This window comes from Peribacillus frigoritolerans, assembly GCF_040250305.1.
Classification (GTDB): Bacteria; Bacillota; Bacilli; order Bacillales; family DSM-1321; genus Peribacillus.
Map to the genome: position 1 here is coordinate 3,658,784 of NZ_CP158190.1, position 22,252 is coordinate 3,681,035.

A 22,252-nucleotide genomic window follows, 5' to 3' on the forward strand; every position below is an offset into this window, starting at 1 on the left:
TCAGGCCCTTTTTTCTTTTTTGGGTGTTATCATTTTAATTTTTTTGATGGCTGTCTCAGTCGTTAAACCGATTTCTTCAAGCAGTTCATCGACACTTCCATGTTCAATGAAATAATCAGGTATCCCCATTCGATCTATAATTGCCCCATAAAATCCTTGATCATGGGCATATTCAAGTACAGAACTGCCGAAACCACCTTGAAGAACCGCTTCTTCTATTGTCAAAATAGGCATTTTTTCACCAAGGAGACTGCTTAGCATGTTCTCATCCAAAGGCTTAATGAACCGGGCATTGATCACCTTAACAGAATAATCCTCTTTCTCGAGCAGTTCTGCCGCTTCAAGAGCCATGGGAATCGTTGTACCGAACGTTAAGATGGCAGCATCCGTTCCTTCTTTAAGAACTTCCCACGAACCGATTGGAATCTGCTGTAATTCAGTATCCATCACAACTCCCCAACCATTCCCACGAGGGAAACGCATAGCAATCGGACCATCATTATAGTTTAAGGCCGTATTGACCATATGCTGACCCTCGTTTTCATCTTTCGGCATCATCAACACCATATTCGGTACATGGCGTAAGAAAGCAATGTCGAAAACGCCTTGATGCGTTTCACCATCGGAACCAACTAATCCGGCACGGTCGATCCCAATGAATACGTTCAAATTCTGACGGCAGATATCATGCACCACCTGGTCATAAGCCCTTTGCAGGAAAGTTGAATATATAGCCAGGAAAGGTTTCATTTTTTGCGTTGCCAATCCGGCTGCAAAAGTTGCAGCATGCTGCTCGGCAATCCCTACATCATAGAAACGCTCAGGAAACTCTTGAGAAAAGCCCACCAATTTCGAACCTACGGGCATTGCAGGTGTAATCGCGACAATCCGCTCATCGTCACGGGCTAGCCTGCTGACAGTATCGCTTACAAGAGCGCTCCAAGCAGGACCTTTACTAGGGGATTTCACGAAATCGCCTGTCTCGATTTTGTATGGGCCTGTCCCATGCCAGTTTCCTGTTGTATCCAGCTCGGCAGGTGAATAGCCCTTGCCTTTTTTCGTGATGACATGCAACAGTACAGGTCCCTTCGTTTTCTTGGCATATCTTAAATTCTCCAGCAATTCTTCATAATTATGACCATCCACTGGTCCAAGGTATGTGAAACCGAGCTCCTCGAAAAAGATTCCTGAAACCAATAAGTACTTCATGCTATCCTTCAGGCGTTCAGCTGTAGCTGCAAGTTTACCACCGACTGCAGGGATTTTTTTCAAAAGCAGCTCCAATTCATCTTTTGCCCAGTTATATTTGCCGGCTGTACGCAATCTTCCCAATATCGTGTGCAGGGCACCTACGTTAGGGGCTATGGACATTTCATTATCATTCAGGATAACGATCATGTCCTTTTTTTCATCACCGATATGATTCAACGCTTCAAGCGCCATTCCGCCTGTTAGGGCACCGTCCCCGATCACTGGCAAAATAAAACTATTTTCACCTTTGATATCACGGGCAGCCGCCATTCCCATTGCAGCTGAAAGGGAAGTCGAACTGTGACCGGTTTCCCAAACATCATGGGGGCTTTCAATCATTTTGGGAAAACCGCAAAGACCTTTGTATTTCTTTAAGGTGTCGAACTCACCTGCTCTGCCAGTCAGGATCTTATGGACATAGGATTGATGTCCGACATCCCATAAAATTTTATCATTCGGACTGTCGAATTCTTTATGCAAGGCTATAGTCAACTCGACGACACCTAAATTGGGACCAATATGCCCACCTGTCACCGATAATTTTTCCACAAGGAATTTACGTACTTCCACACTTAACTCGACAAGTTCTTCATTATTCATCTTCTTCAAAAAAGAAGGGTCTTTTATAGATAGAAGATCCAAACAGGACCACTCACTTTCTGTCATTTTCGGTTGTAAGTTTATAAACAAAGCCTCATAAAAGAGGGCTATGGGGGACTTGACCGAAAAATTGGTTTTAAGTTAAAAAATAGCCGCCAACACCCAGGTGATTTCGGCGGCTTAATATACCTATTTTATCACGTATCTCAAATAAAAAATTCATTTTGATTTTCACATATTTTTGCACAATGAGTATACCATAAAACCTCAATTGATAACAAATTTAGCTCAATCAATGGTTACGGTTCGCTATTAAATCGGTTAGTTCATCCAACAAACCCGTTTGTAAGGTTGTTTTTCCTAAAGCGGCATGGGCAAGTTCTATATGATGTTCCAACTTTTCCTTTGCCCCTTGAAGCGTAAGTAAAGAAGGATATGTGCTTTTATGATTACCCACATCACTGCCAACCGGCTTACCGATCAACTCGACGGACCCTTCAATATCCAGAATATCATCCCGAATTTGAAAAGCAAGCCCTAGGTGGTATGCAAAGTCACGTAAATGGAGTTGCTGTTCTTCATTCGCTCCGGCTAATATAGCACCGGAAAGGATGCTTGCAGTCAATAACTTCCCTGTTTTATGTTCATGGATATACTCCAATTCCTGAAGGGTCAGCTGTTTATTTTCACCTTCCATATCGGCAACTTGACCTCCAACCATTCCTTCGGCTCCGGCAGACTTCGCAATTTCACTTACAAGACTCAGCTTCATTTCAGCCGTCACCTCGGGATCGATCATATCCGTCACCAATTGAAAGCTATATGTAAGAAGCGCATCACCTGCCAGTATTGCCACCGCTTCACCGAACACTTTATGGTTCGTCGGTTTTCCGCGGCGGAGATCATCATCATCCATCGCCGGAAGATCGTCATGAATCAAAGAATATGTATGGATCATTTCAATGGCAGCCGCTGCAGGAATCCCGATCCTCAAGCTTTTCCCAAAGGCCTCCAGAACCGCAAAGACCAATAACGGGCGAATCCGTTTCCCCCCTGCCTCCAGTGAATAGATCATGGCTTCTTTGACCACTGCCGGTGCTTTAAGTTTATTGACATATTCCACGATTTCCCGTTCTATAACCGTTTTATATTCTTTAGAAAACATTTCAAAGGACGCCGTACCCATGTCATTCTTCCTCCTGTACAGCGAAGTTTTCAAGTTCCCCATCTTCGCGTAAAATTTGAGTCAGCTGATCTTCAACAGCCTTAAGCTTTGAATGGCAAAGCCTTGATAAGTCCATTCCTTGTTTATATATGGAGATGGCTTCTTCCAAGGGCACATCGCCTTCTTCCAACTGTTCTACAATTTTTTCGAGATTCTCCATCGCTTCTTCAAATGTAGCTTCCTGTTTTTTTGTCATGGTTCAATCCGCTCCTTTATTCCTTTAATTTCACATTCAAGGGTTCCATCTTTTATCGAAACCGCTATCTTATCCCCTTTGGATACTTGCTGTGTACTTTTCACTAATGTCTCATCCTCAGTAAAAACCAATCCATAGCCCCGTTCCATAATTTTTAATGGACTGAGGGCAGACAAAGTGGCTGTAATATGAACGAATTGCTGTGATTTTTGCCGATAGATGGCTTCCATGGCCCTACGTAAAACCTTTGCATGCTGCCGCAATTCATCTTTCGCATTTTTCACCGCTTGTTCAGGATGCTGCTTTTTCAGAATATCGTTCAGCTGATTCAGCTCATCTCTCTTTTTCATGAAATATCGCGTGCTGGTCCTCCCTAGCCTGTCCATCGTCTTGTCTAGCTGTTCCAGCTTCTGTTCATACATTTTATGCGGATAACGGAAAGCATAAGACCTCTCCATCCTGGTCAAACGGGTTCGTTCAAAATTAACCGCTTCTTGAATGGAGCGGGTCAACCGATTTTTGCGGTTCATCAGGCGTTCGAGTATTTCATTCAAGTGAGGAACCGCTAACTCTGCTGCACCAGTTGGTGTTGGAGCACGCATATCGGCGACAAAATCAGCAATGGTAAAATCAGTTTCGTGACCGACAGCAGAAATTACCGGTATATCGGAATCATAAATCGATTCAGCCACTATCTCCTCATTAAAGGCCCATAGCTCCTCGATCGACCCGCCACCCCTTCCGACAATGAGAACATCGCTTTCCGCCCTTGCGTTAGCCATTGAAATTGCCTTGGCAATCGATTTAGCGGCATTATTCCCTTGTACAAGTGCTGGATAAACAATGATTCTGGCGATTGGATATCTTCGCTTGATGGTTATCAGGATATCTCTTAATGCAGCTCCGGTCGGGGATGTTATGACTCCTACAGACTTAGGGTACTGCGGGATCGGCTTCTTATGTTCCGCCAAAAACAAACCTGCCGCCTCCAGCTTTTTCTTCAGCTGTTCATAAGCAAGATACAAATCCCCCACACCATCAGGGGCCATGCTTTTCACATAAAGCTGATACTGTCCCCCAGCTTCATATAATGATATATCGCCCTTAACAAGTACCTTCATACCATTTTCAGGCAGGAATTTCATCCCTTTATTATTGGCGGCAAACATAACGGAAAGAAGTCGGGCCTTCTCATCCTTTAAAGTAAAATACATATGTCCGCTTGTATGTTGTTTAAAATTCGAAATTTCACCTTTTATGTATACATTTTGCAAATGGGGGTCGGCATCGAATTTCCTTTTGATGTACTTCGTTAAAGCCGACACACTCAAATATTGTTGGTTGCTCATATAATGTCTCCTTCCGATGGAAATCGGATATAAAGAAAACTCACCTATTGATCCATGAATGGAAAAAAAAAGCGGTCTCCCGTTATTATAAAACAAGAGGTCCGCTTCTTTAAAATAATTTAACGTTTTTTTCAGCTTTTTAATGCTTGCTTGTTCAGTTCAAGTGCTTTTTGAGCAGATTTGACCGTATTCTTCATAAGCATCGTAATCGTCATCGGACCAACGCCTTTAGGAACAGGTGTAATGTATGAAGCCTTATTTTTCACTTCATCAAACGCCACATCACCGCAAAGCTTCCCTTCATCATTCCTGTTCATTCCGACGTCAATGACGACTGCGCCTTCTTTAATATGGTCACTCGTGATCGTGTCCCTCTTTCCGACAGCTGCCACAACGACATCGGCTTGCTTGGTATAATATGCAAGATCCTTTGTCCTTGAATGACAGTATGTAACGGTTGCATTTGCATTCAAAAACAATTGTCCGGCTGGTTTTCCGACGATATTACTTCTCCCTACGATAACAACATGCTTACCTTCAAGGTCATAGTCGATATACTCAAGCATCACCATGACGCCGTATGGAGTACAAGGTAAAAATGCATCCTGTCCCGTCATCATCCGCCCAATATTAATAGGGTGGAATCCATCTACATCCTTTTCAGGGGAAATCGCTTCAATGATCGCTTTTTCCTGAATATGTCCAGGCAATGGCAGCTGCACCAATATACCATGAATGCTGTCATCCTGGTTTAATTCAGCAATGCTCTGAATTAATTCCTCCTGAGAGAGTTCCGCAGGCTTTTTAATTAATACGGAATGCATGCCCAAGTCCTCACAGGCCTTTTGCTTATTGCGCACATAGGTTTGTGATGCTTGATTGTCACCGACCAGGATTACAGCCAAACCCGGAACGATATTTTTTTCACGTAACTGTTGAACTTCCTTACTGATTTCCTGCCTAACTGACTCTGCAATTTCTTTACCATTAATGATTTGAGCTGACATGTGTTTATTCCTCCCAAGTTAATTTTGCTAAAGAAATTGCTGAGAGAATCCTTGTTCAAGGCTGCAGCTTTAGCTGCCGCTTTTCACCTTCACTTTGGATAAAACGGCATTTACAAAGCTGCTCGATTGATCATCACCGAATTTCTTAGCAATTTCAATAGCTTCATTCATTGCAACACTTACAGGAACATCTTCACTGTGAATCATTTCATAAACCGCGATCCGCAGTAAATTCCGATCAATGTTCGCCAGTCTTTCCAACGTCCAATTCTCTAAATTGTCCCTGATCATTCCATCAATTTGTTCACGATTTTCCGTTATCCCCATTACTAATTTCTTGAAGTATTCATCAGTAGGAGCACCATCCAGTACGCTTTCCATTGCTTCTTCTGCATTCGAGTTGGCAATATCTATTTGATATAGTGCTTGAAGGGATTTTTCACGGGCTTCTCTTCTTTTCATAATCTTACTCCTTTAACATCTACTATTATATATGAAAATGCTAGAACAAACGAACATTAAATAACATTTTTTCAAAAATATTAAGATTTTCGCTATATTATTTAAAAAACAAGCTAAATCTCACTAAAATTAAGGCCAATAGACTCAAATATCTTGATTCAGGATAACAATTCAAGATTACATTCGGAATTAAACGGCCAACACAGTCCCATACTTTTTGAAAGTGTCAAAAAGCTCATGCCTAGCTTTCATGCTCATATTTCACCTTTTACACTCTAACAGAAATCACCCTTGAATTAAAGGGAAACTTCCAGACACGTCCTTATTATGTTCATTTAAATTTAATATTATAAGCAGGCCTCAAAAACGGGGTATCTGGAGTTATCATTCAAAAAAACAAAAACCCGGCTTTTTGCCGGGTTTTTGCAGGGTTTTTGCAGGTGCGAATCGAATGAAGCCACTTACACTTCTTGTTCGTAATCCGCTTCTTGTTTAGCGTTTTCAAACGCAATGCCCACTACATGAATGTTGACTTCGCCCGCGTCGATAGCGGTCATATTCAACAAAGCTTCACGAATGTTATCTTGCACTTCCTGAGCAACTTTCGGAATTGAAACACCAAACTTCATGACACAATAAAGTTCGACTTTGATGGATTCTCCCGTTAAGTCCACTTTAACACCTTTACCGTGGTTCTTTTTCCCAAGCTTTTCAACAACACCCGTGGCGAAATTCCCGCGCATATGTGCAACACCTTCAACTTCCGATGCAGCGATACCCGCAATCACCTCTATTACCTCAGGTGCGATCTCCACTTTGCCCAGCCCACTATTATAATCATTCATTTCGAGTAATTGGCCTTCCATTTCACTCATTCAAAAGCACCTCCTGTCTTCCTTTACATTATGAGTTCATTACATCATATATTTCAAGGAATTTGGTATTAAATTCTCCGGAAACAAATTGTTCATGCTGAAGTAACTTAATATGGAAAGGAATTGTGGTACTGATCCCTTCAATGACAAACTCACCTAAGGCGCGTTTCATCTTCTCGATTGCCTCTTCCCTAGTAGGTGCATGGACAATCAATTTAGCGATCATGGAATCGTAATACGGCGGTATCGAGTACCCAGGGTATGCCGCGGAATCAACACGAACTCCGTAGCCGCCTGGCGGTAAATACATTTGAATCTTACCTGCGGAAGGCATGAAATTCTTTTCTGGATTTTCAGCATTGATCCGGCATTCGATAGACCAACCGTTATAAGTGACATCCTCTTGCGAAAGCGATAGTTTGCTGCCTGAAGCAACTTTGATCTGTTCTTTAATCAAATCCACGCCCGTTACCATTTCTGTAACTGGGTGTTCAACCTGGATACGTGTATTCATTTCCATAAAGTAGTATTTTCTATTCACATAGTCATAAATAAATTCTACTGTTCCGGCACCTGAATAATTAACGGCAAGTGCTGCCGTAACTGCAGCCTGCCCCATTTCCGCACGTGTTTCACCATCCAATGCCGGTGAAGGGGTTTCTTCAACAAGTTTTTGCAAACGTCGCTGGACCGTACAATCACGCTCACCTAAATGGATGGCATTGCCATGATTATCTGCCATGACCTGTATTTCAACGTGTCGGAAGTCCTCGATGAACTTTTCAATATACACGCCTGGATTCCCAAATGCCGTCGCGGCTTCCTGTTGTGTGATGTTAATGCCTTTAATGAGCTCTTCTTCCGTCCTTGCGACGCGGATACCTTTACCGCCCCCGCCGGCAGTAGCTTTGATGATGACTGGATAGCCCATTTCATTAGCTAAAGCCACACCCTCATCCGTATCCTTAATTATGCCTTTAGAACCTGGAACGATCGGTACACCAGCTTTGCGCATGGTTTCCCTTGCTACGTCCTTTGTTCCCATTTTATTGATTGCTTCTGGGCTAGGACCGATGAAAATGATATTGCATTCACGGCATAGCTCAGCAAAGTCAGCATTTTCAGCAAGGAAGCCATATCCCGGGTGAATCGCATCGGATCCCGTTTTCTTGGCTGTGCTGATAATGTTCGTTGTATTTAAATAACTGTCTTTTGATAATTTAGGACCGATGCAATATGCTTCATCCGCAAGTTGAACATGTAATGCTTCTTTATCTGCTTCTGAATAGACCGCAACAGTCTCGATTCCTAATTCCTTGCATGCCCGGATGATTCGGACAGCAATTTCCCCGCGATTGGCAATTAATACCTTTTTAATCATTTAGAAACAGCTCCTCATTCCGGCTTTACTAAAAATAATGGTTGACCATATTCTACAAGCTGGCCTTCTTTTACAAGGACTTCAACGATTTCACCGCTTACTTCGGCTTCGATTTCATTGAAAAGCTTCATGGCTTCCACGATGCAGACGATGGAATCCCCTGTTACTTTATCGCCTGTTTTTACGTATGCAGGTGAATCCGGTGCAGGAGATTGGTAGAATGTCCCGACCATCGGAGAAGTGATTTTATGTAAATTTTCAGTGTCTGCTGCAGCCGGTTTTGCAGGTTCAACAGCTTTCGGTACTTCAGGGGCAGGAGCCGCTGCGGGCTTGACCTCTACAGCTGCATTGGTTTGAACAACTGCTGGAGCTGCTGCTTGGTGTAATACTGTACCCGTTTCAGTTTTTTTCAATTTAATTTTCGTTCCTTCATTTTCAAAAACGAATTCATTGATATTTGATTGATCGACTAGCTTAATAATTTCACGAATTTCTTGCACTTTCATTTTGTGGCACCCCTTGTCTAATTTAATATGAGTTTGTGAGGCAATAATATTTTATGTAACCTTACCCTTAGCTTATCCTACTTTGTCCAATACTGCACAAAGTAGCCGCTTTCTTTATGCGAATGCGAATAAACTGAATACAAACCTCATCTGTATTATAACAGATATTTCACTTTCTCAAAATATTGTTTCCCTTAGAGAATTGAAAAGTTTATGACCAGCTTCTAACATCATACAATATTAGCTTATACAAATTCAATGATAGATTAGTTGTAACTTGTTATCCATACTTTTATATTACACCTTTATTATAATATTGTGAATATTTTTCAACTGGGGCACCTTAACGCTTTCTCTTGAATTTTGCATTTCACTCGTAGAAAATCAGCAATAATATCCACTATAATTACTTTTCTAGAATATTACGGAGGATCATTATCACCGATTCTATTTGCGTTCCTGATATCAATTGACATAAAAAAACTTTTCCTCTAAAGTTTCCCGGTTTGAGATAGTTAAAAAAATCATAATAAAAAGCCTCCCTTTTTTTTATTAAGGAAGGCTTTCAAATTTTTAGGATGTTGCACTGTTCTGTATCAGCGTTCTGTATGTGATTACTTTTCCGGTTGGAAGTCGACCACTACATTTTGCGCATCGCTCACTTCTTTCCTTACGAGGCGGATAATGTTATTAGCCTCTGTTTTCGTTTGTTTATCGGCCTTGACACTCACCTTTACATCCGTTCCGTCCACCCGGACCAGTGCGGCATTGTAATCCATGGCAACAATTAAGTTTTCGATGATATTTTCTTTTACTTTCGTTTCACTTAATTGTTCGATTTTTGCATAAGCCTCGTCTCGTTCTTCAGCTGATAATTCTGTATTGCCCATCTTTGCAGTCAATTCTTCATTCAGCTTCGCCCGTTCATCTTCAATCTGCATCCTTAAGGATTCGAACTCATCTCCAGATGCAATGGTTACAGAGGAACCTTCTGTATTCTTGGACGTTTCTTTTTCACTTTTAGTTTCCCCTTTTGTATCCGCTTTGTTCTCTGTTTTGCTTTCAGTTTTATTTTCTTCCTGTTCCATTTGCTCTGTTGACGTCATATCGGCGGCATTTTCTTCAGGAGCGGTTAAATAATAGACTGAAAGCACAACGACCAAACTTAGCATAGTCAATAACCAAACGGTTTGTTTTTTTAATAACATGTAGATTTTCCCCCTTATTTTTTAGGCATGACAGAAACCCTGTGACTCGGTACATCAAGTGAGCGTGTGACAGCCTCGATGATCCACTTCTTTATTTGAATGTTTTCGGCCCCTTTTGCAACTACCAGGACTCCTCGTACACTAGGTTTTTTCGTTTCCGAAATGATCGGTCCTTCTTTCTCACCGCTCTTGACCAAAACGAGCTGTTCATCAACCGATGTGTCTTCGACCGTCCTTTTGCCGCCTTCCTGGTCGGTTTCTTCAGTGACTTGTTTTTGGGTGACTTTGTTTCGTTCATATACTTTCTTCTCGGATGCATCGACGTAGATTACGACTTTTACATCCTGGACGCCTGCGATGGATTCAAGCGCTTCCTTCATTTCATTCTGTAGATATATTTCATAGTCTTTTGTAGTCTTGAATTCTGATTTCTTCTGACCGAATGTTTCAACATCCTCTTCATCATTTTGCTGTTTATCATTATTGAATACAGTCGTCACTTCAGATGTTTGTCCCGTCTGGTTGGTGGTTAACAAATTCCCGGCCATCATGATTCCCGATCCCAAAAGGACAACTATTAGAGCATAGACATACAGGGAAGGTTTTTTTTCCTTAGGCTCTTTTTGGTCAGGGTCTTTATTTAATAGTTTTTGCAGCCAGGATAATGGACCTTTGTCTTTGTTCAATACTCAGTCACTTCCTTTCCCCGGCGATTTCAATGATCTCTTCATCAACAGACCAACTTGTTGCCAGAAACCTTTTGACAGCATCCAGATTGGCATCATTTGAAGTGGATGGGCTTTCTGCATTGATATCAACCTTCGCTACTGCCTCTATCTCCGAGTTTTCTTTCCCTTCTGCCTTTTCCAATGAGATGGTTATGTTCTGCAGATCATCAACACCAGGTTCTTCCTCATTCTTGACCCCTACATCAATTGAACTAATCTTCATGTTATAATCCACCATCAGCTCCTCTTCCACTTCTGTCTGTAATTGGACAGCCATTTGTTCTAAAATATATGCACCCTGTGCTGCTTGTATTTCTTTTTTCTTCATTTCTGTCAAATTTCCTAAATCTTTTTTTTTCTGATCTTCAAATTCACTAGTAGCCGCAGTGAGAATATCATCGAAATCCTTATTGAATAATCCCAATATAGGAGTGATGATGATCGCAATCAATAAAAGCCCGATAACCATTTTGGCATACTTCTGTAAAGCTGAATTCGGAAGAAGCATATCGATCACAGTAGCCAGCAATACAAATATGATGATGTTGGATACCCAGCCAGCTAAAAAACTCACCAAGCCCTCCTCCTTTCTAACGAACCATCAAAGTAATGTTTCCAGAGGCGATAATTACCGTGATACTTAAAAAAAACATGAGTGAGACAATGGCCAATGCAGCGAAAATATAAATCATGCTTTTACTAATAATGTCAAGGCATTTTATTACAGGTCCTCCGCCAAGCGGCTGCAAAAGACTGGCTGCCAATTTATAGACAAAAGAAATCATCAGGATTTTTATGGCGGGAAACGTGGTAATGAGCAAGAGTATGATGACGCCAGACAAGCCGACTGTATTCTTCAAAAGTACGGAGGCACTTATGACCGTATCCGTTGCATCGGTAAACATGCGCCCTATTACCGGTATAAAGTTACCTGTCACGAATTTGGCCGTCCTGATCGTCACTCCGTCAGCTACAGCAGATGATGCCCCCTGAACGGATATCACACCAAGAAATATGGTCATGAAAGCCCCAAGGATACCAATGGCAAAATTACGGAGAAGCTGTGCCAGCTGTGTCACTTTATAATGTTCGGTCAGCGTGCTGACGATGCTTAAAATCGCTGCAAAGAATAATAACGGAAGGACGACAAACTGGATCAAAATGCCGCTTGTATTCATCAAAAACATTAATACCGGGTGAAAGAAAGCTGCTGATACAAGTCCCCCTGAAGCTGCTATCAATGCCAAGAGTAAAGGGATGAGCGCCATTAAAAAGGAAATCATCAAATCTATCGTATCTTTTGTATATTCAATCGCCACATGAAAACTGTTAAGTGCCAAAATGATCAGCACCATATAAACGATTGCATAAGCAACCTTACTCACGGAGCTTTGCTCGAACGCATTCTGCAAAGACTGAAGGAACATGCTGAAAACGGTTAATAAAATGAGTGATCCCAGCAGCTTTCCATTCACGAGCAGTTCATGAAAAATGAATTTTGTCATTCCCTTTATCCATTCGTCAAAGGAAAATTTCTTATCGCCGCTTACGAAGTCCATAAAGCTCCCTTTCTGGCTTTCCGGTAGAAATCCTCCATATTCCGTAACGATGTCATCCCAATATTCTTTGAGCTCATCAACACCCAGCCTTTCTATTTGGCCTTGTACCAGCTCGGACTGCATGATCGGCTCTTGTTCGATTTCACCATTTTCAGGATTTTCGGCAGCTTGTCCAATAGATGCATGCAAAAAAAAGAGTAAAACGAATAGAATGGATAAGTAAGGCATCCGCTGCTTCATACATTCACCTCATTGACTAGTAGGAGTAATCCGTTAACTTGGGAGCATCTGTAAAATCGTTTCGATAATGACAGTTAAAATCGGAATCGCCATGGCAAGAATCAAGATTTTTCCGCTTAATTCTATTTTGGAAGCGAGGGAACCTTGCCCTGCATCTTTTGTAATTTGAGAAGCGAATTCTGCAATATAGGCAATTCCGATTATTTTTAAGATGGTCTCTAGATACACGGTATTTACATTCGCATTAACCGCGATTTTTTCTAACATTAAAATAATTTCGTATATTTTGTCAGCCAAAAAAAGAAAAATGGAGCATCCTACAAAAACGACAAGCAGGAAGGCGAAATTTGGTTTTTGCTCTTTGACGATCAGTGCCAAAAAGGTGGCAACTAGGGCAATGGCCACGATTTTTATGATTTCAATCGCGAATCCCTCCCTTACTGAAATAGAAATACAGATTTAATTTTTTGAAATAAATCCTCTACTACAGAAGCTACCATGAATAAAATATAGATGAATCCGAAAAGTGTCACCCACTGGGCATATTCCTTCTTCCCAACCTGATCGAGTATCGTGTGAAGAAATGCCACTACTAGCCCCACACCCGCTATTTTAAATATGATGTCCACATCAATGCCCATTTTCATTCCCCCCACATATTCCTACATCAGCAAGATGATCAATAATAACCCTGATAAAAAACCAAGACTTTTCATCATCTTTTCATATTTCCCCTGTCGGTCGAGTGCATCGCTCTCTTCCCGTTCCAAGTGTGCCATCGTTAGCATGATTTGCTTTTGCTGATGATATTTATCGCTTTTTCCAAGCGTCTCCCCAAACTGTGAAAGAATCTCGAATTCTCCCTGTTTTAAAGCAAGGGATTGCCATATTTTCTTCAAACTATCATCCCATGCTTCCTTGACGGTGGTCTCTCCGGACTCGAGTCGGTTTGCAAATGTATCGAAAAAGATGGATAAAGGTTTGGCCATCTGTTTAGAAAGTTTCCTTGCCGCTTCTTTCAAAGGTGTATGACCAAACATGATTTCAGCTTCAAGCGATTGCATGGCGACTTTCAGCTGTCTCAGTTGACGAGGCCTCATACTTAATTTTTTCGCAGCTTCAAAACCTGCCCATGTCGTTGCAATAATAATTATCGCTGCTCCTATTAACTTAAACATGCGGGTTCACACTTCCCCCCAAGAAAATGGGAACTCCCGCAGCATCAAGGACATTGTAGCTCCTCTTGCCGGATTTACTTCTCTGTAATTCTATAAACCGTTCAAAGATGTTTTGCTTTAATATTTCGGCGATAAAAGGTCGCTTCTTAATTTCATCCAGTGTATGGCCATGTGTAGTTATCATGAGTTTAATACCTGCGTTCACGGCTTCCAGCACAGCCTGCGTATCCGCTGCGCGGCCTATTTCATCCACGATCAATACATCTGGGGACATCGAACGGATCATCATCATCATCCCTTCCGCTTTAGGACATCCATCGAGCACATCAACCCTTGTTCCAAATTGGAGCTGCGGTACTCCATGGACACATCCGGCAATTTCCGAGCGCTCGTCCACTATCCCCACCTTTTGAGGGGCAATGCCGTGTTTTTCATTACCGCTGGATATCAGTCTTGCAATATCACGTAATATGGTCGTTTTTCCCGTTTGCGGAGCACCAATCAACATTGTATGCTGCCATTCCCCGTCATATAAGTAAGAAGTGAGCGGTTCAGCTGCACCTATTTTTTCACGTGCAACCCGAATATTGAAGGAGGAAATATCCCTGATCGCCTTGACCGACCCATTTTCCAGAATCACCTTGCCAGCAAGCCCCACCCGATGTCCGCCCGCTATGGTTATATATCCTCGCTTTAATTCTTCCTCAAGTGTATATAACGAAAATTGACCTATTTGATTCAATAATTGATCCGCATCCGAATGGGTCACTTCATATGAAAAGAAGTATGGCTCCCCTCCTACAATGACCTCAAGCGGCCTTCCAACCCGAATTCGCAGCTCTTCCATCTTATCGATCATCATCGGTGTCATACCCCGGAGTTGCTCGTATAATTTTTTCGGTAAAAAAGAAAGAATCGTTTCCATTTTGACAATCCTCCTGTATACACCACTTTCAATAAAATATATGCCGTCCAGCCTCCAATGATGACAGGCTATTAAAGAAACAGACCATTTATTGATTTTTTTATGACTTCGAGGATCTAAAAAACACACAAAAAAAGGCCGAGAAATTAATCTCGGTCTCAGGCTGTAAAAAAAATTCGAACAAAGCGAGTTTGCCTACAGGATGGCTTGTACAATTTGGACGTTGATTGGAACGTAGGGCACTCGCTCCAATCAACTTTGTTTTAACTTTTAGATAGAACCCTTTTGCCTAATAGAATTATTAAAACTTGAGGTGATGAGGATTCTTTCTAAACATGATTCTATTCAGCGAGATCAGCTTGAAATGTTAGGCCAACTGGTGCCAACTTGTAAAATGGAGATTTAAAGTACACAACAACAAATAAAAAGGTCTAAAGTAAAGACCATCAGATAGTGGTGACACGCCATATTCGGCAAGAATATATGGAATCATCTGCGTCATCAAGTCAAATCCACTAAAAAATCAAAAAGGTTTCGGAATGAGTCCATTCCGAAACCTTTTTGTCTACAAACTGAAACCGAGGTCTTCACATCGGTCTTCTTTCATTTATGCACGTGATACGTAAGAACCTTCATTTGTATTGATCAATAGTTTGTCACCTTGGTTGATGAAGAATGGGACTTGAACCGAAAGGCCCGTCTCAAGTACGGCTGATTTCGTGCCGCCTGAAGATGTATCGCCTTTAATTCCCGGCTCAGTCTCCGCCACTTCTAGTTCCACTGTGTTAGGAAGCTCGACCCCAAGTGTTTCCGCTTGGAAAGTCATGATATGTACTTCCATATTTTCCTTAAGGAACTTAAGTTCACGCTCAATGCTTGATGCAGGCAGCTCGATTTGGTCATACGTTTCGTTATCCATGAATACATGGCTGTCTCCACTTGCATAAAGGTACTGCATCTTGCGGTTTTCGATATGTGCTTTAGCAACTTTTTCACCAGCACGGAATGTTTTCTCCTGGATTGAACCCGTACGAAGGTTACGAAGTTTAGAACGTACAAAAGCTGCACCTTTACCAGGTTTAACGTGTTGGAACTCGATAACCTGCCAAATTCCGTTATCTACTTCAATCGTAACACCCGTGCGAAAATCGTTTACAGAAATCATAAATTTGTCCTCCTACATGTACATGTTTACAGAATGATTAACTCTTTGGTTGAATGAGTAAGTGCTTCGTTACCATCAAGTGTAACGATTGTATCATCTTCAATCCGCACTCCGCCTACCCCAGGTAAGTAAATGCCCGGTTCAACGGTTACGGCCATACCTGGTTCTAAAATGATATCAGACCTAACGGATAATGCTGGACCTTCATGAACTTCAAGACCGATACCATGTCCAGTCGAATGTCCAAAATACTGCCCATATCCCTTTTCTTCAATTAGATTTCGAGTTAGTGCATCCGCTTCCCTGCCAGTCATACCGGGTTTGATCCCAGCCATTCCTCGCAGTTGAGCTTCCAAAACAATGTCATAAATATTAATAAGTTCTTCACTTGGCTTGCCAACCGCTAATGTCCGAGTGATGTCAGACACATACCCATTATAATATGCCCCGTAATCCAATGTGACGAAATCGCCTTTTTCAATGATTTTATCCGTAGCAACTCCATGCGGAAGTGCGGACCTTAAGCCGGATGCCACAATAATATCGAAGGAAGAAGAAGTTGCCCCTTGTTTCCTCATAAAGAACTCAAGTTCATTGGATACATCCAGTTCCGAGATCCCTGGACGCAGGAAATCCAGAATATGTGTAAACGCAGCATCAGCAATAGCAGCCGCTTCCTTTAATATCTTAATCTCTGATGAAGTCTTTATCAAGCGTAAATTCTCAATAACCCCCGACACCGGCAAAAGCTGACCATCAATGACCGCTTCGTATGCCTTATATGTAGCATAAGTCAGGTGCTCTTGCTCAAAGCCCAGCTTGCCGATATTCATCGCTTTAGCCTGCTTGCCGACTTCTTCGATGATGGTTCCTTTGTGTTGAACGACCTCATAGTCCGGTGCCTGCTTGCTCGCTTGTTCCACGTATCTGAAATCAGTGATGAATTTAGCTTCTTTTTGGGAAATAAGTACAACGCCTGCACTTCCCGTAAAGTTGGTCATAAATCGGCGATTATATGTACTGGTAATCAAAAAACCATCAATGCCCGCCTTTTCCATTGAGGCTCTTAAGCGCATTAGTTTATTCATTTAATTTCTCCCCTTTGCAATCTTTGTGATCGCCTGCAACGCCAACTCATATCCGTGTATCCCCAAGCCGACAATCTGTCCCGCCGTTACCGGTGCGGTCACTGATTCATGCCGAAAGCTTTCACGGGCATGTATGTTCGAAATATGCACTTCCACCACTGGAACATCAATTCCGGCTATTGCATCACGAATCGCATAGCTATAATGAGTAAAAGCCCCAGGATTAATGATAATCCCGTCGATCCCATGATCCTCTGACCAATGGAGCTTGTCGATAATCGCTCCTTCATGGTTAGTTTGAAAAGAAGTCAATTCCACATCTAACCCTTGAGCTTGCTGCATTAATTGCGCTTCGACATCCGCAAGCGTCGAGGATCCATAATGCGCAGGTTCCCGTTTCCCCAAGCGATTTAAATTCGGACCATTGATTAGTAAGATTTTTGTCATCATCAAACACCTGCTCATGTTAAAAGAATGCTTTCCATGACATTCTATCATAATTCCAAATTGTCTTACTACTTTTTTACAACCAAGAAGCAATCAGCTTTCCGTATGCTTCTCGGCTTTGTTTTTTTGACGTATATATTCCTGATGATCGTATGAAATAGAAAACCCTACAAAAAGACCGTATATAATAAAAATGCATACACTTGTTATAACCGTATTTGCTGACATTTTATAAAAGGTTGGCAAATCGATGAACATCGGTTTCAGGACAAATACCAGCAAAGCCCAGCAAACCACCCCCAAAATAATACCCGGAAAAATACCCTTCATCCTTTTAAAAAGACTATAGTAGATAAAAGCGATCCCCACGGATAGAATTCCGAACAAAATTATGGTCATTACCGTACCGAGCCAATGATCGATCCAGGTCATATTGGACCACGAGGTAAGTATGAATTTTGGGCTAAAATCCATAAAGTTAATATAATGGGCTATGATTCCGATAAAACTGGCTAAAGCCCCCCCAACAAAACCGACAGCAAGTACATTGTAGATTAACATGCTTTGATATTCCTGTTGAATTTGTCCTTTTTCATTAGAAGACATATCAATCACCTCCGCTACGTAGTATGCCCTTTGTTAAATAGAACTATTTTTTTTTATTCTTAGGAAGGAGAATCACTAGAGGTTTTGTGATTTATTCTGTATGATTAAATCATAAATAATCTGCTTTTTTCAGAGGAAAATACCCATCCTCTGTTGAAGTTTATAATGTACACAGGATACTACCTTCCTGTGATTCAACATTCATAAAGTACTTGCAGGGTTAAAGCTTCCATTCAATTTTGGAGGGGCGCCTTTACCCATGTGATGCTTGTTAATAAACATGTTAGCACCCTTGAGAGAGCTACGTGAATAACTATTAGGTTGGTGTAGAAATGTCTGAGGTTCAAAAACCCGTTTACGGAGGGCAGGCTGTTGTGGAAGGCGTCATGTTCGGCGGCAAACATCACACAGTCACTGCGGTACGCCGCAAAGATTCGACGATTGTATATTATCATCTGCCTCGTGAATCGAAACCTGTCGTCAACAGCTTAAAAAGAGTACCGTTTCTACGGGGTATCGTATCACTTGTTCAGTCAAGTGCCACCGGCTCGAAACATCTGAACTTTTCAACTGAACAGTATGAAGAAGAAGACGGGGAAAAGCAGGAAGAAAAGAAAAATGAAACGAAAGAATCTTCTAAAATGAGTGTATGGCTTGGAGTTGCCGTAATCGGCGTTCTTTCCTTCCTATTCGGGAAGCTGCTTTTCACTTTGATTCCAGTCTTTCTTGCTGAATTGACAAGACCCATCTTCAGCGGCCATATGGCCCAGGTTTTAATGGAAAGCTTGTTCAAATTGATATTATTGCTGGTATACATTTACGTAGTATCCATGACGCCATTGATCAAGCGGGTCTTTCAGTATCACGGAGCAGAGCATAAAGTGATCAATTGCTTTGAAAGCGGAAAAGAATTGACCGTAGCAAATGTGCAGGCAAGTTCACGCCTTCATTATCGCTGTGGCAGCAGCTTTATTTTATTTACAGTCATTGTAGGCATGTTCGTCTATATGTTGGTTCCGACCGATCCATTATGGCTCCGTGTCGTGGATCGCGTTTTGCTTATCCCCGTCGTGCTCGGCATAGCATTCGAAGTCTTGCAGTTGACTAACAAAGTAAGGGATATTCCCATCCTGCGCTACCTTGGCTATCCCGGTCTTTGGCTTCAATTATTGACAACCAAAGCCCCGACAGATGATCAAGTCGAAGTCGCATTAGCCTCATTCCAAGAACTGTTAAGGATGGAAAAAGAGACCAAAAAAGGTTTGGAATCGGATGTAATTGTGTAAAACATCTATACACATTTTGATTATGAAAAATCATATACTAAACTAAGGGAATGACCTTCATTTTTTTCAAATATTTTACATGAAGAATGTTTAAAATAAGCTAAAAATGCTTATGATGCTCTTAAGGAGGTGTCTTTGTTGAAACGTTTCATATCTTTCATGATATACGGAATCATCGCCCTCGGAGTCCTCGGACTATTGAGCCGACTATTTAATGACCCGATTGGCTTTTTTAGAAACATTCTCATAATAGCCATTGTCGCAGGGATTATTTATATGATTTATACCGGATTAACAAAGGGAAAACCAGTTAAGAAAGAGCAGCAAGCATTTCGAAAGGCTGCCCGCCAATCGAAAAAAAGGCTAAAAAATCGAACTTCGAAAAAAGATAATGTGGCTAGCTTCTCTGCAGCAAAATCATCTAAGAAAATAAAATGGAGAAAGAAAACGGATAGTCACTTAACCGTCATCGAAGGGAAAAAGAATAAAAAGAAAAATCGGGCTTCTTTTTAAGAGCCCGATTTTTTTATTCATCATCAATAAGTCCAATTTTTAAGGAATTCTTTCGTGCACTGTCTGCCCCGTTTCATCAATTCACCCTTTTGTTCATCATTCAGATTGAAATCCATTGCAGAAATTCCCTTCATCGGGATAAATACAATATTATGGACGTGTTTCTTGGAGATATATCGTGCATCATGGGAATCTTTCATCGTTTTGAATAGTGCGGAAAATAATTCAACCGCATTATCCACCTCATGCGGTTTCCATATCTCATCGACACTCAGCCGCAAGCCTATGACCGGCCGTTCCTTCCTTACATGATCTGAATTGAATAACCACATAGGAAAATTGCTTAAAACACCTCCATCAACAAAAAGTAACTTGCTTTTTCCGACATCGAGTTTGACTGGCTCAAAGAAATAAGGAATGCTACAACTCATTCTTACTGCCTTTGCAACTGGAAAAGTGATCGGATCAATGCCATAGTTCGGTAGATCATCAGGCAGAACCACCAATTTCCCATTTGTGATGTCAGAGGTTATGATACGAAGGGATTTCGGTCGAACATCCTTAAAGGTGACTACATTCCTTTCGGCAAGTTTACTGGCAACCCAACCTTCCAATGCATCGCCTTTATAAAGGCCAAGTCTCCAGTATACAAGAAGCCATTTGGCAAGCGGGATAGGCAAAAGACCACGCCTTTTATCCAGCAGGCCGCTTAAATCTATATCAATAAATAGCTTTTCCATTTCTTTTCCGGTGTACCCAGCTGCCACGAAAGCTGCAATTATGGATCCTGCACTTGTACCGGCTGTCCGATGGAATACAAATCCCCGTTCTTCTAATTCCTGCAGGGCTCCCACTAAACCATAGCCTTTAATCCCGCCTCCGGAAAAAACGCCGTCAATAATCATAGCTGCCCTCCCCTAATCCGGTCTTTACATTTCTAAGCAGGATTAGAGGAATTTATGACAGTTTTAGATAGAAAATTGCCTTAATCAGGTAAAATACTGAATTTCCGCTTTCGGGAAAAATTCCGCGATATACCCACGAATGGTCGTTTCCAGTTCTGCGGCTTCTTCGGTTTGATAAACATATTTACCAATGCCATATCGGCCCCATTTATATTTACGCTTCGTTTCGTCCAGTTCCAATTTTGTTTTCGGGTAGTTTTTTTGAATCACTTTTTTTGCTGGACCAGTGAACCGATGCTGGATTAATTCAAAAGTCAAATCCGGTATATCCACCCCTTTTAACGCCTCACTCAATCGTTCGAATAATTCGTGATAGCCCTCCTTCCATGCTTCATGACGATATATTGGAGCTACGATAAAACCCAGGGGATATCCGGCACCTGCCACTTTGCGTGCCGCTTCCATCCTTTCCTCGAAGCTCGAAGTGCCTGGCTCGAAATTCTTTATCACAAAACGCGAATTTATACTGAACCGAAATCTCGTTTTTCCATTATGTTCAGCATCCAACAGATGGTCGACATGATGAAATTTAGTTACGAACCTTAAAACCCCATATTCACTTTTTCCAAAATATTCTATGGCCCTTTTTAAAGAATGTGTCAAATGGTCAATTCCGACAATATCCGATGTACAGGCTGCCTCAAAACGGGTAATTTCCGGCTTTCTCTCATTTATATATTTTTCGGCTGCCTCGAAAATCTCGTCAAGATTCACATATGTCCTAATATATGGTTTCGATCCGAGTGTCGTCTGTAAATAGCAATAGTGACAATGCCCCATACACCCTGTAGCAAGAGGGATGGCATATTCAGCAGATGGCTTTGAAGAATCGAATTTCAATGTTTTTCTTATTCCTACCACAAGCGTCGATTTGGCGACACGATATTTTTGCAGATCATTTTCCCCAGGAAGATCCCTAATTTGGTTATGCGATGTGGTCTCACGGATTTCAATGTTCAAATCTTCGAATTTCTTTTTCAATTCCCGGCCAAGCGGGTATTCCAGTGCCCTGGGCTCGATATATACTAACTGTGGCATAAATGGTTTCATTTCGATCTCCATTCTTTTTTCGATTTGTTCATACTTTCAATCGAACTACACAATCTAATTCATAAGGATAGTTTTTCTTTATTCTTTTATCCTCATGATTGTTTTTACTTGGAAATTCAAAATGAAGGAGATGCGATATGGCTAATAAACGAGACTTCTTGACAAATGGAATGGGAAAACAAACGATCACCGTCCAAACAGATAATAAATTTCCAAATCCAAGGAATATACCTGGAGACTCGGTCGATGAATTTTCGGTATTGAAAGATGGCAACCAATATCTAGCCGAAAAGGAAATAGGGCAGCAAAATGAAAATGGTTGATTGAACGCAAAAAGAAGACCGAATTTACGATGATTCGGTCTTCTCTATTGGCATGTAATTGAACAGACTGTCAATAACAACTTTTTAGACACTAAAAAAGCCGTTAAGATAGCTTTGCA

General features: G+C 41.5%; 26 protein-coding genes. 3 read left to right on the top strand and 23 right to left on the bottom strand.

Annotated features, from left to right (window positions below; genetic code table 11):
* From dxs to ABOA58_RS17980, 21 genes are all read right to left on the bottom strand, one after another.
* Positions 1 to 1,893: a 1-deoxy-D-xylulose-5-phosphate synthase gene (gene dxs, locus ABOA58_RS17880; RefSeq protein WP_101223461.1), complete on the bottom strand. Its 1,893-nt coding sequence runs from the start codon at positions 1,891 to 1,893 to the stop codon at positions 1 to 3.
* A gap of 250 nt (positions 1,894 to 2,143) precedes the next feature.
* Positions 2,144 to 3,037, bottom strand: a complete 894-nt coding sequence (locus ABOA58_RS17885) for a polyprenyl synthetase family protein (protein ID WP_350299443.1) — start codon at positions 3,035 to 3,037, stop codon at positions 2,144 to 2,146.
* Between the two features lies 1 nt (position 3,038).
* The gene (locus tag ABOA58_RS17890; RefSeq protein WP_034308286.1) at positions 3,039 to 3,272 is read right to left on the bottom strand and encodes an exodeoxyribonuclease VII small subunit; all 234 of its coding nucleotides are present in this window, start codon (positions 3,270 to 3,272) and stop codon (positions 3,039 to 3,041) included.
* Complete coding sequence (gene xseA / locus ABOA58_RS17895; RefSeq protein ID WP_350299444.1) at positions 3,269 to 4,621, bottom strand: exodeoxyribonuclease VII large subunit; 1,353 nt, start codon at positions 4,619 to 4,621, stop codon at positions 3,269 to 3,271. The genes ABOA58_RS17890 and xseA overlap by 4 nt, the downstream gene beginning before the upstream one ends.
* A 131-nt stretch (positions 4,622 to 4,752) precedes the next feature.
* Positions 4,753 to 5,628 carry a bifunctional methylenetetrahydrofolate dehydrogenase/methenyltetrahydrofolate cyclohydrolase FolD gene (folD, locus tag ABOA58_RS17900; RefSeq protein WP_101222527.1) on the bottom strand — a complete coding sequence of 292 codons (876 nt, stop codon included), beginning with the start codon at positions 5,626 to 5,628 and terminating at the stop codon, positions 4,753 to 4,755.
* Positions 5,629 to 5,697: 69 nt separating this feature from the next.
* On the bottom strand, positions 5,698 to 6,090 hold the full coding sequence (nusB, locus tag ABOA58_RS17905; RefSeq protein ID WP_101222528.1) for a transcription antitermination factor NusB: 393 nt from the start codon (positions 6,088 to 6,090) through the stop codon (positions 5,698 to 5,700).
* Positions 6,091 to 6,551: 461 nt separating this feature from the next.
* Positions 6,552 to 6,956, bottom strand: a complete 405-nt coding sequence (locus ABOA58_RS17910; RefSeq protein WP_222620245.1) for an Asp23/Gls24 family envelope stress response protein — start codon at positions 6,954 to 6,956, stop codon at positions 6,552 to 6,554.
* 37 nt (positions 6,957 to 6,993) lie between these two features.
* Positions 6,994 to 8,346 carry an acetyl-CoA carboxylase biotin carboxylase subunit gene (gene accC, locus ABOA58_RS17915; protein ID WP_101222529.1) on the bottom strand — a complete coding sequence of 451 codons (1,353 nt, stop codon included), beginning with the start codon at positions 8,344 to 8,346 and terminating at the stop codon, positions 6,994 to 6,996.
* Positions 8,347 to 8,360: 14 nt separating this feature from the next.
* Positions 8,361 to 8,852 (bottom strand): acetyl-CoA carboxylase biotin carboxyl carrier protein, encoded by a 492-nt coding sequence (accB, locus tag ABOA58_RS17920; RefSeq protein ID WP_350299445.1) that lies wholly within the window; start codon positions 8,850 to 8,852, stop codon positions 8,361 to 8,363.
* 614 nt (positions 8,853 to 9,466) lie between these two features.
* Positions 9,467 to 10,060, bottom strand: a complete 594-nt coding sequence (locus ABOA58_RS17925) for a SpoIIIAH-like family protein (RefSeq protein WP_137016195.1) — start codon at positions 10,058 to 10,060, stop codon at positions 9,467 to 9,469.
* 14 nt (positions 10,061 to 10,074) lie between these two features.
* Positions 10,075 to 10,746 carry a stage III sporulation protein AG gene (gene spoIIIAG, locus ABOA58_RS17930; RefSeq protein ID WP_350299446.1) on the bottom strand — a complete coding sequence of 224 codons (672 nt, stop codon included), beginning with the start codon at positions 10,744 to 10,746 and terminating at the stop codon, positions 10,075 to 10,077.
* Positions 10,747 to 10,753: 7 nt separating this feature from the next.
* Positions 10,754 to 11,362 (bottom strand): stage III sporulation protein AF, encoded by a 609-nt coding sequence (spoIIIAF, locus tag ABOA58_RS17935; protein WP_350299447.1) that lies wholly within the window; start codon positions 11,360 to 11,362, stop codon positions 10,754 to 10,756.
* Between the two features lie 16 nt (positions 11,363 to 11,378).
* A complete protein-coding gene (spoIIIAE, locus tag ABOA58_RS17940) occupies positions 11,379 to 12,587 on the bottom strand; it encodes a stage III sporulation protein AE (RefSeq protein WP_350299448.1) in 1,209 nt (402 codons plus the stop codon).
* 33 nt (positions 12,588 to 12,620) lie between these two features.
* On the bottom strand, positions 12,621 to 13,010 hold the full coding sequence (gene spoIIIAD, locus ABOA58_RS17945; RefSeq protein WP_094246647.1) for a stage III sporulation protein AD: 390 nt from the start codon (positions 13,008 to 13,010) through the stop codon (positions 12,621 to 12,623).
* Between the two features lie 14 nt (positions 13,011 to 13,024).
* A complete protein-coding gene (spoIIIAC, locus tag ABOA58_RS17950; RefSeq protein WP_034308319.1) occupies positions 13,025 to 13,228 on the bottom strand; it encodes a stage III sporulation protein AC in 204 nt (67 codons plus the stop codon).
* A 21-nt stretch (positions 13,229 to 13,249) separates the two neighbouring features.
* Positions 13,250 to 13,765: a stage III sporulation protein SpoIIIAB gene (gene spoIIIAB, locus ABOA58_RS17955; RefSeq protein ID WP_350299449.1), complete on the bottom strand. Its 516-nt coding sequence runs from the start codon at positions 13,763 to 13,765 to the stop codon at positions 13,250 to 13,252.
* A complete protein-coding gene (gene spoIIIAA, locus ABOA58_RS17960) occupies positions 13,758 to 14,690 on the bottom strand; it encodes a stage III sporulation protein AA (protein WP_350299450.1) in 933 nt (310 codons plus the stop codon). Before spoIIIAA ends, spoIIIAB begins: the two co-directional genes overlap by 8 nt.
* A 607-nt stretch (positions 14,691 to 15,297) precedes the next feature.
* Positions 15,298 to 15,855 carry an elongation factor P gene (gene efp / locus ABOA58_RS17965; RefSeq protein WP_034308328.1) on the bottom strand — a complete coding sequence of 186 codons (558 nt, stop codon included), beginning with the start codon at positions 15,853 to 15,855 and terminating at the stop codon, positions 15,298 to 15,300.
* A gap of 26 nt (positions 15,856 to 15,881) precedes the next feature.
* A complete protein-coding gene (locus ABOA58_RS17970; protein ID WP_350299451.1) occupies positions 15,882 to 16,943 on the bottom strand; it encodes a M24 family metallopeptidase in 1,062 nt (353 codons plus the stop codon).
* Positions 16,944 to 17,390, bottom strand: a complete 447-nt coding sequence (gene aroQ / locus ABOA58_RS17975; RefSeq protein WP_137016305.1) for a type II 3-dehydroquinate dehydratase — start codon at positions 17,388 to 17,390, stop codon at positions 16,944 to 16,946.
* 93 nt (positions 17,391 to 17,483) lie between these two features.
* Positions 17,484 to 17,996: a YqhR family membrane protein gene (locus ABOA58_RS17980; protein ID WP_350299452.1), complete on the bottom strand. Its 513-nt coding sequence runs from the start codon at positions 17,994 to 17,996 to the stop codon at positions 17,484 to 17,486.
* Between the two features lie 332 nt (positions 17,997 to 18,328).
* On the opposite strand from ABOA58_RS17980, the gene ABOA58_RS17985 reads away from it, so the two are divergent.
* Together ABOA58_RS17985 and ABOA58_RS17990 are read left to right on the top strand one after the other, a co-directional pair.
* A complete protein-coding gene (locus ABOA58_RS17985) occupies positions 18,329 to 19,282 on the top strand; it encodes a DUF1385 domain-containing protein (protein ID WP_350299453.1) in 954 nt (317 codons plus the stop codon).
* Positions 19,283 to 19,420: 138 nt separating this feature from the next.
* Positions 19,421 to 19,795, top strand: coding sequence for an SA1362 family protein (locus tag ABOA58_RS17990; RefSeq protein WP_048677789.1), 375 nt, complete (start codon positions 19,421 to 19,423; stop codon positions 19,793 to 19,795).
* Positions 19,796 to 19,818: 23 nt separating this feature from the next.
* On the opposite strand, the gene ABOA58_RS17995 is transcribed toward ABOA58_RS17990, so the two are convergent.
* Complete coding sequence (locus ABOA58_RS17995) at positions 19,819 to 20,700, bottom strand: patatin-like phospholipase family protein (RefSeq protein WP_350299454.1); 882 nt, start codon at positions 20,698 to 20,700, stop codon at positions 19,819 to 19,821.
* Between the two features lie 84 nt (positions 20,701 to 20,784).
* Complete coding sequence (gene splB / locus ABOA58_RS18000; protein WP_350299455.1) at positions 20,785 to 21,810, bottom strand: spore photoproduct lyase; 1,026 nt, start codon at positions 21,808 to 21,810, stop codon at positions 20,785 to 20,787.
* Between the two features lie 137 nt (positions 21,811 to 21,947).
* Here splB and ABOA58_RS18005 point away from each other — a divergent pair, with 137 nt between their 5' ends.
* Entirely contained in the window at positions 21,948 to 22,133 is a 186-nt protein-coding gene (locus tag ABOA58_RS18005; protein WP_048688331.1) for a hypothetical protein, read from the top strand.
* Positions 22,134 to 22,252: the final 119 nt, after the last annotated feature.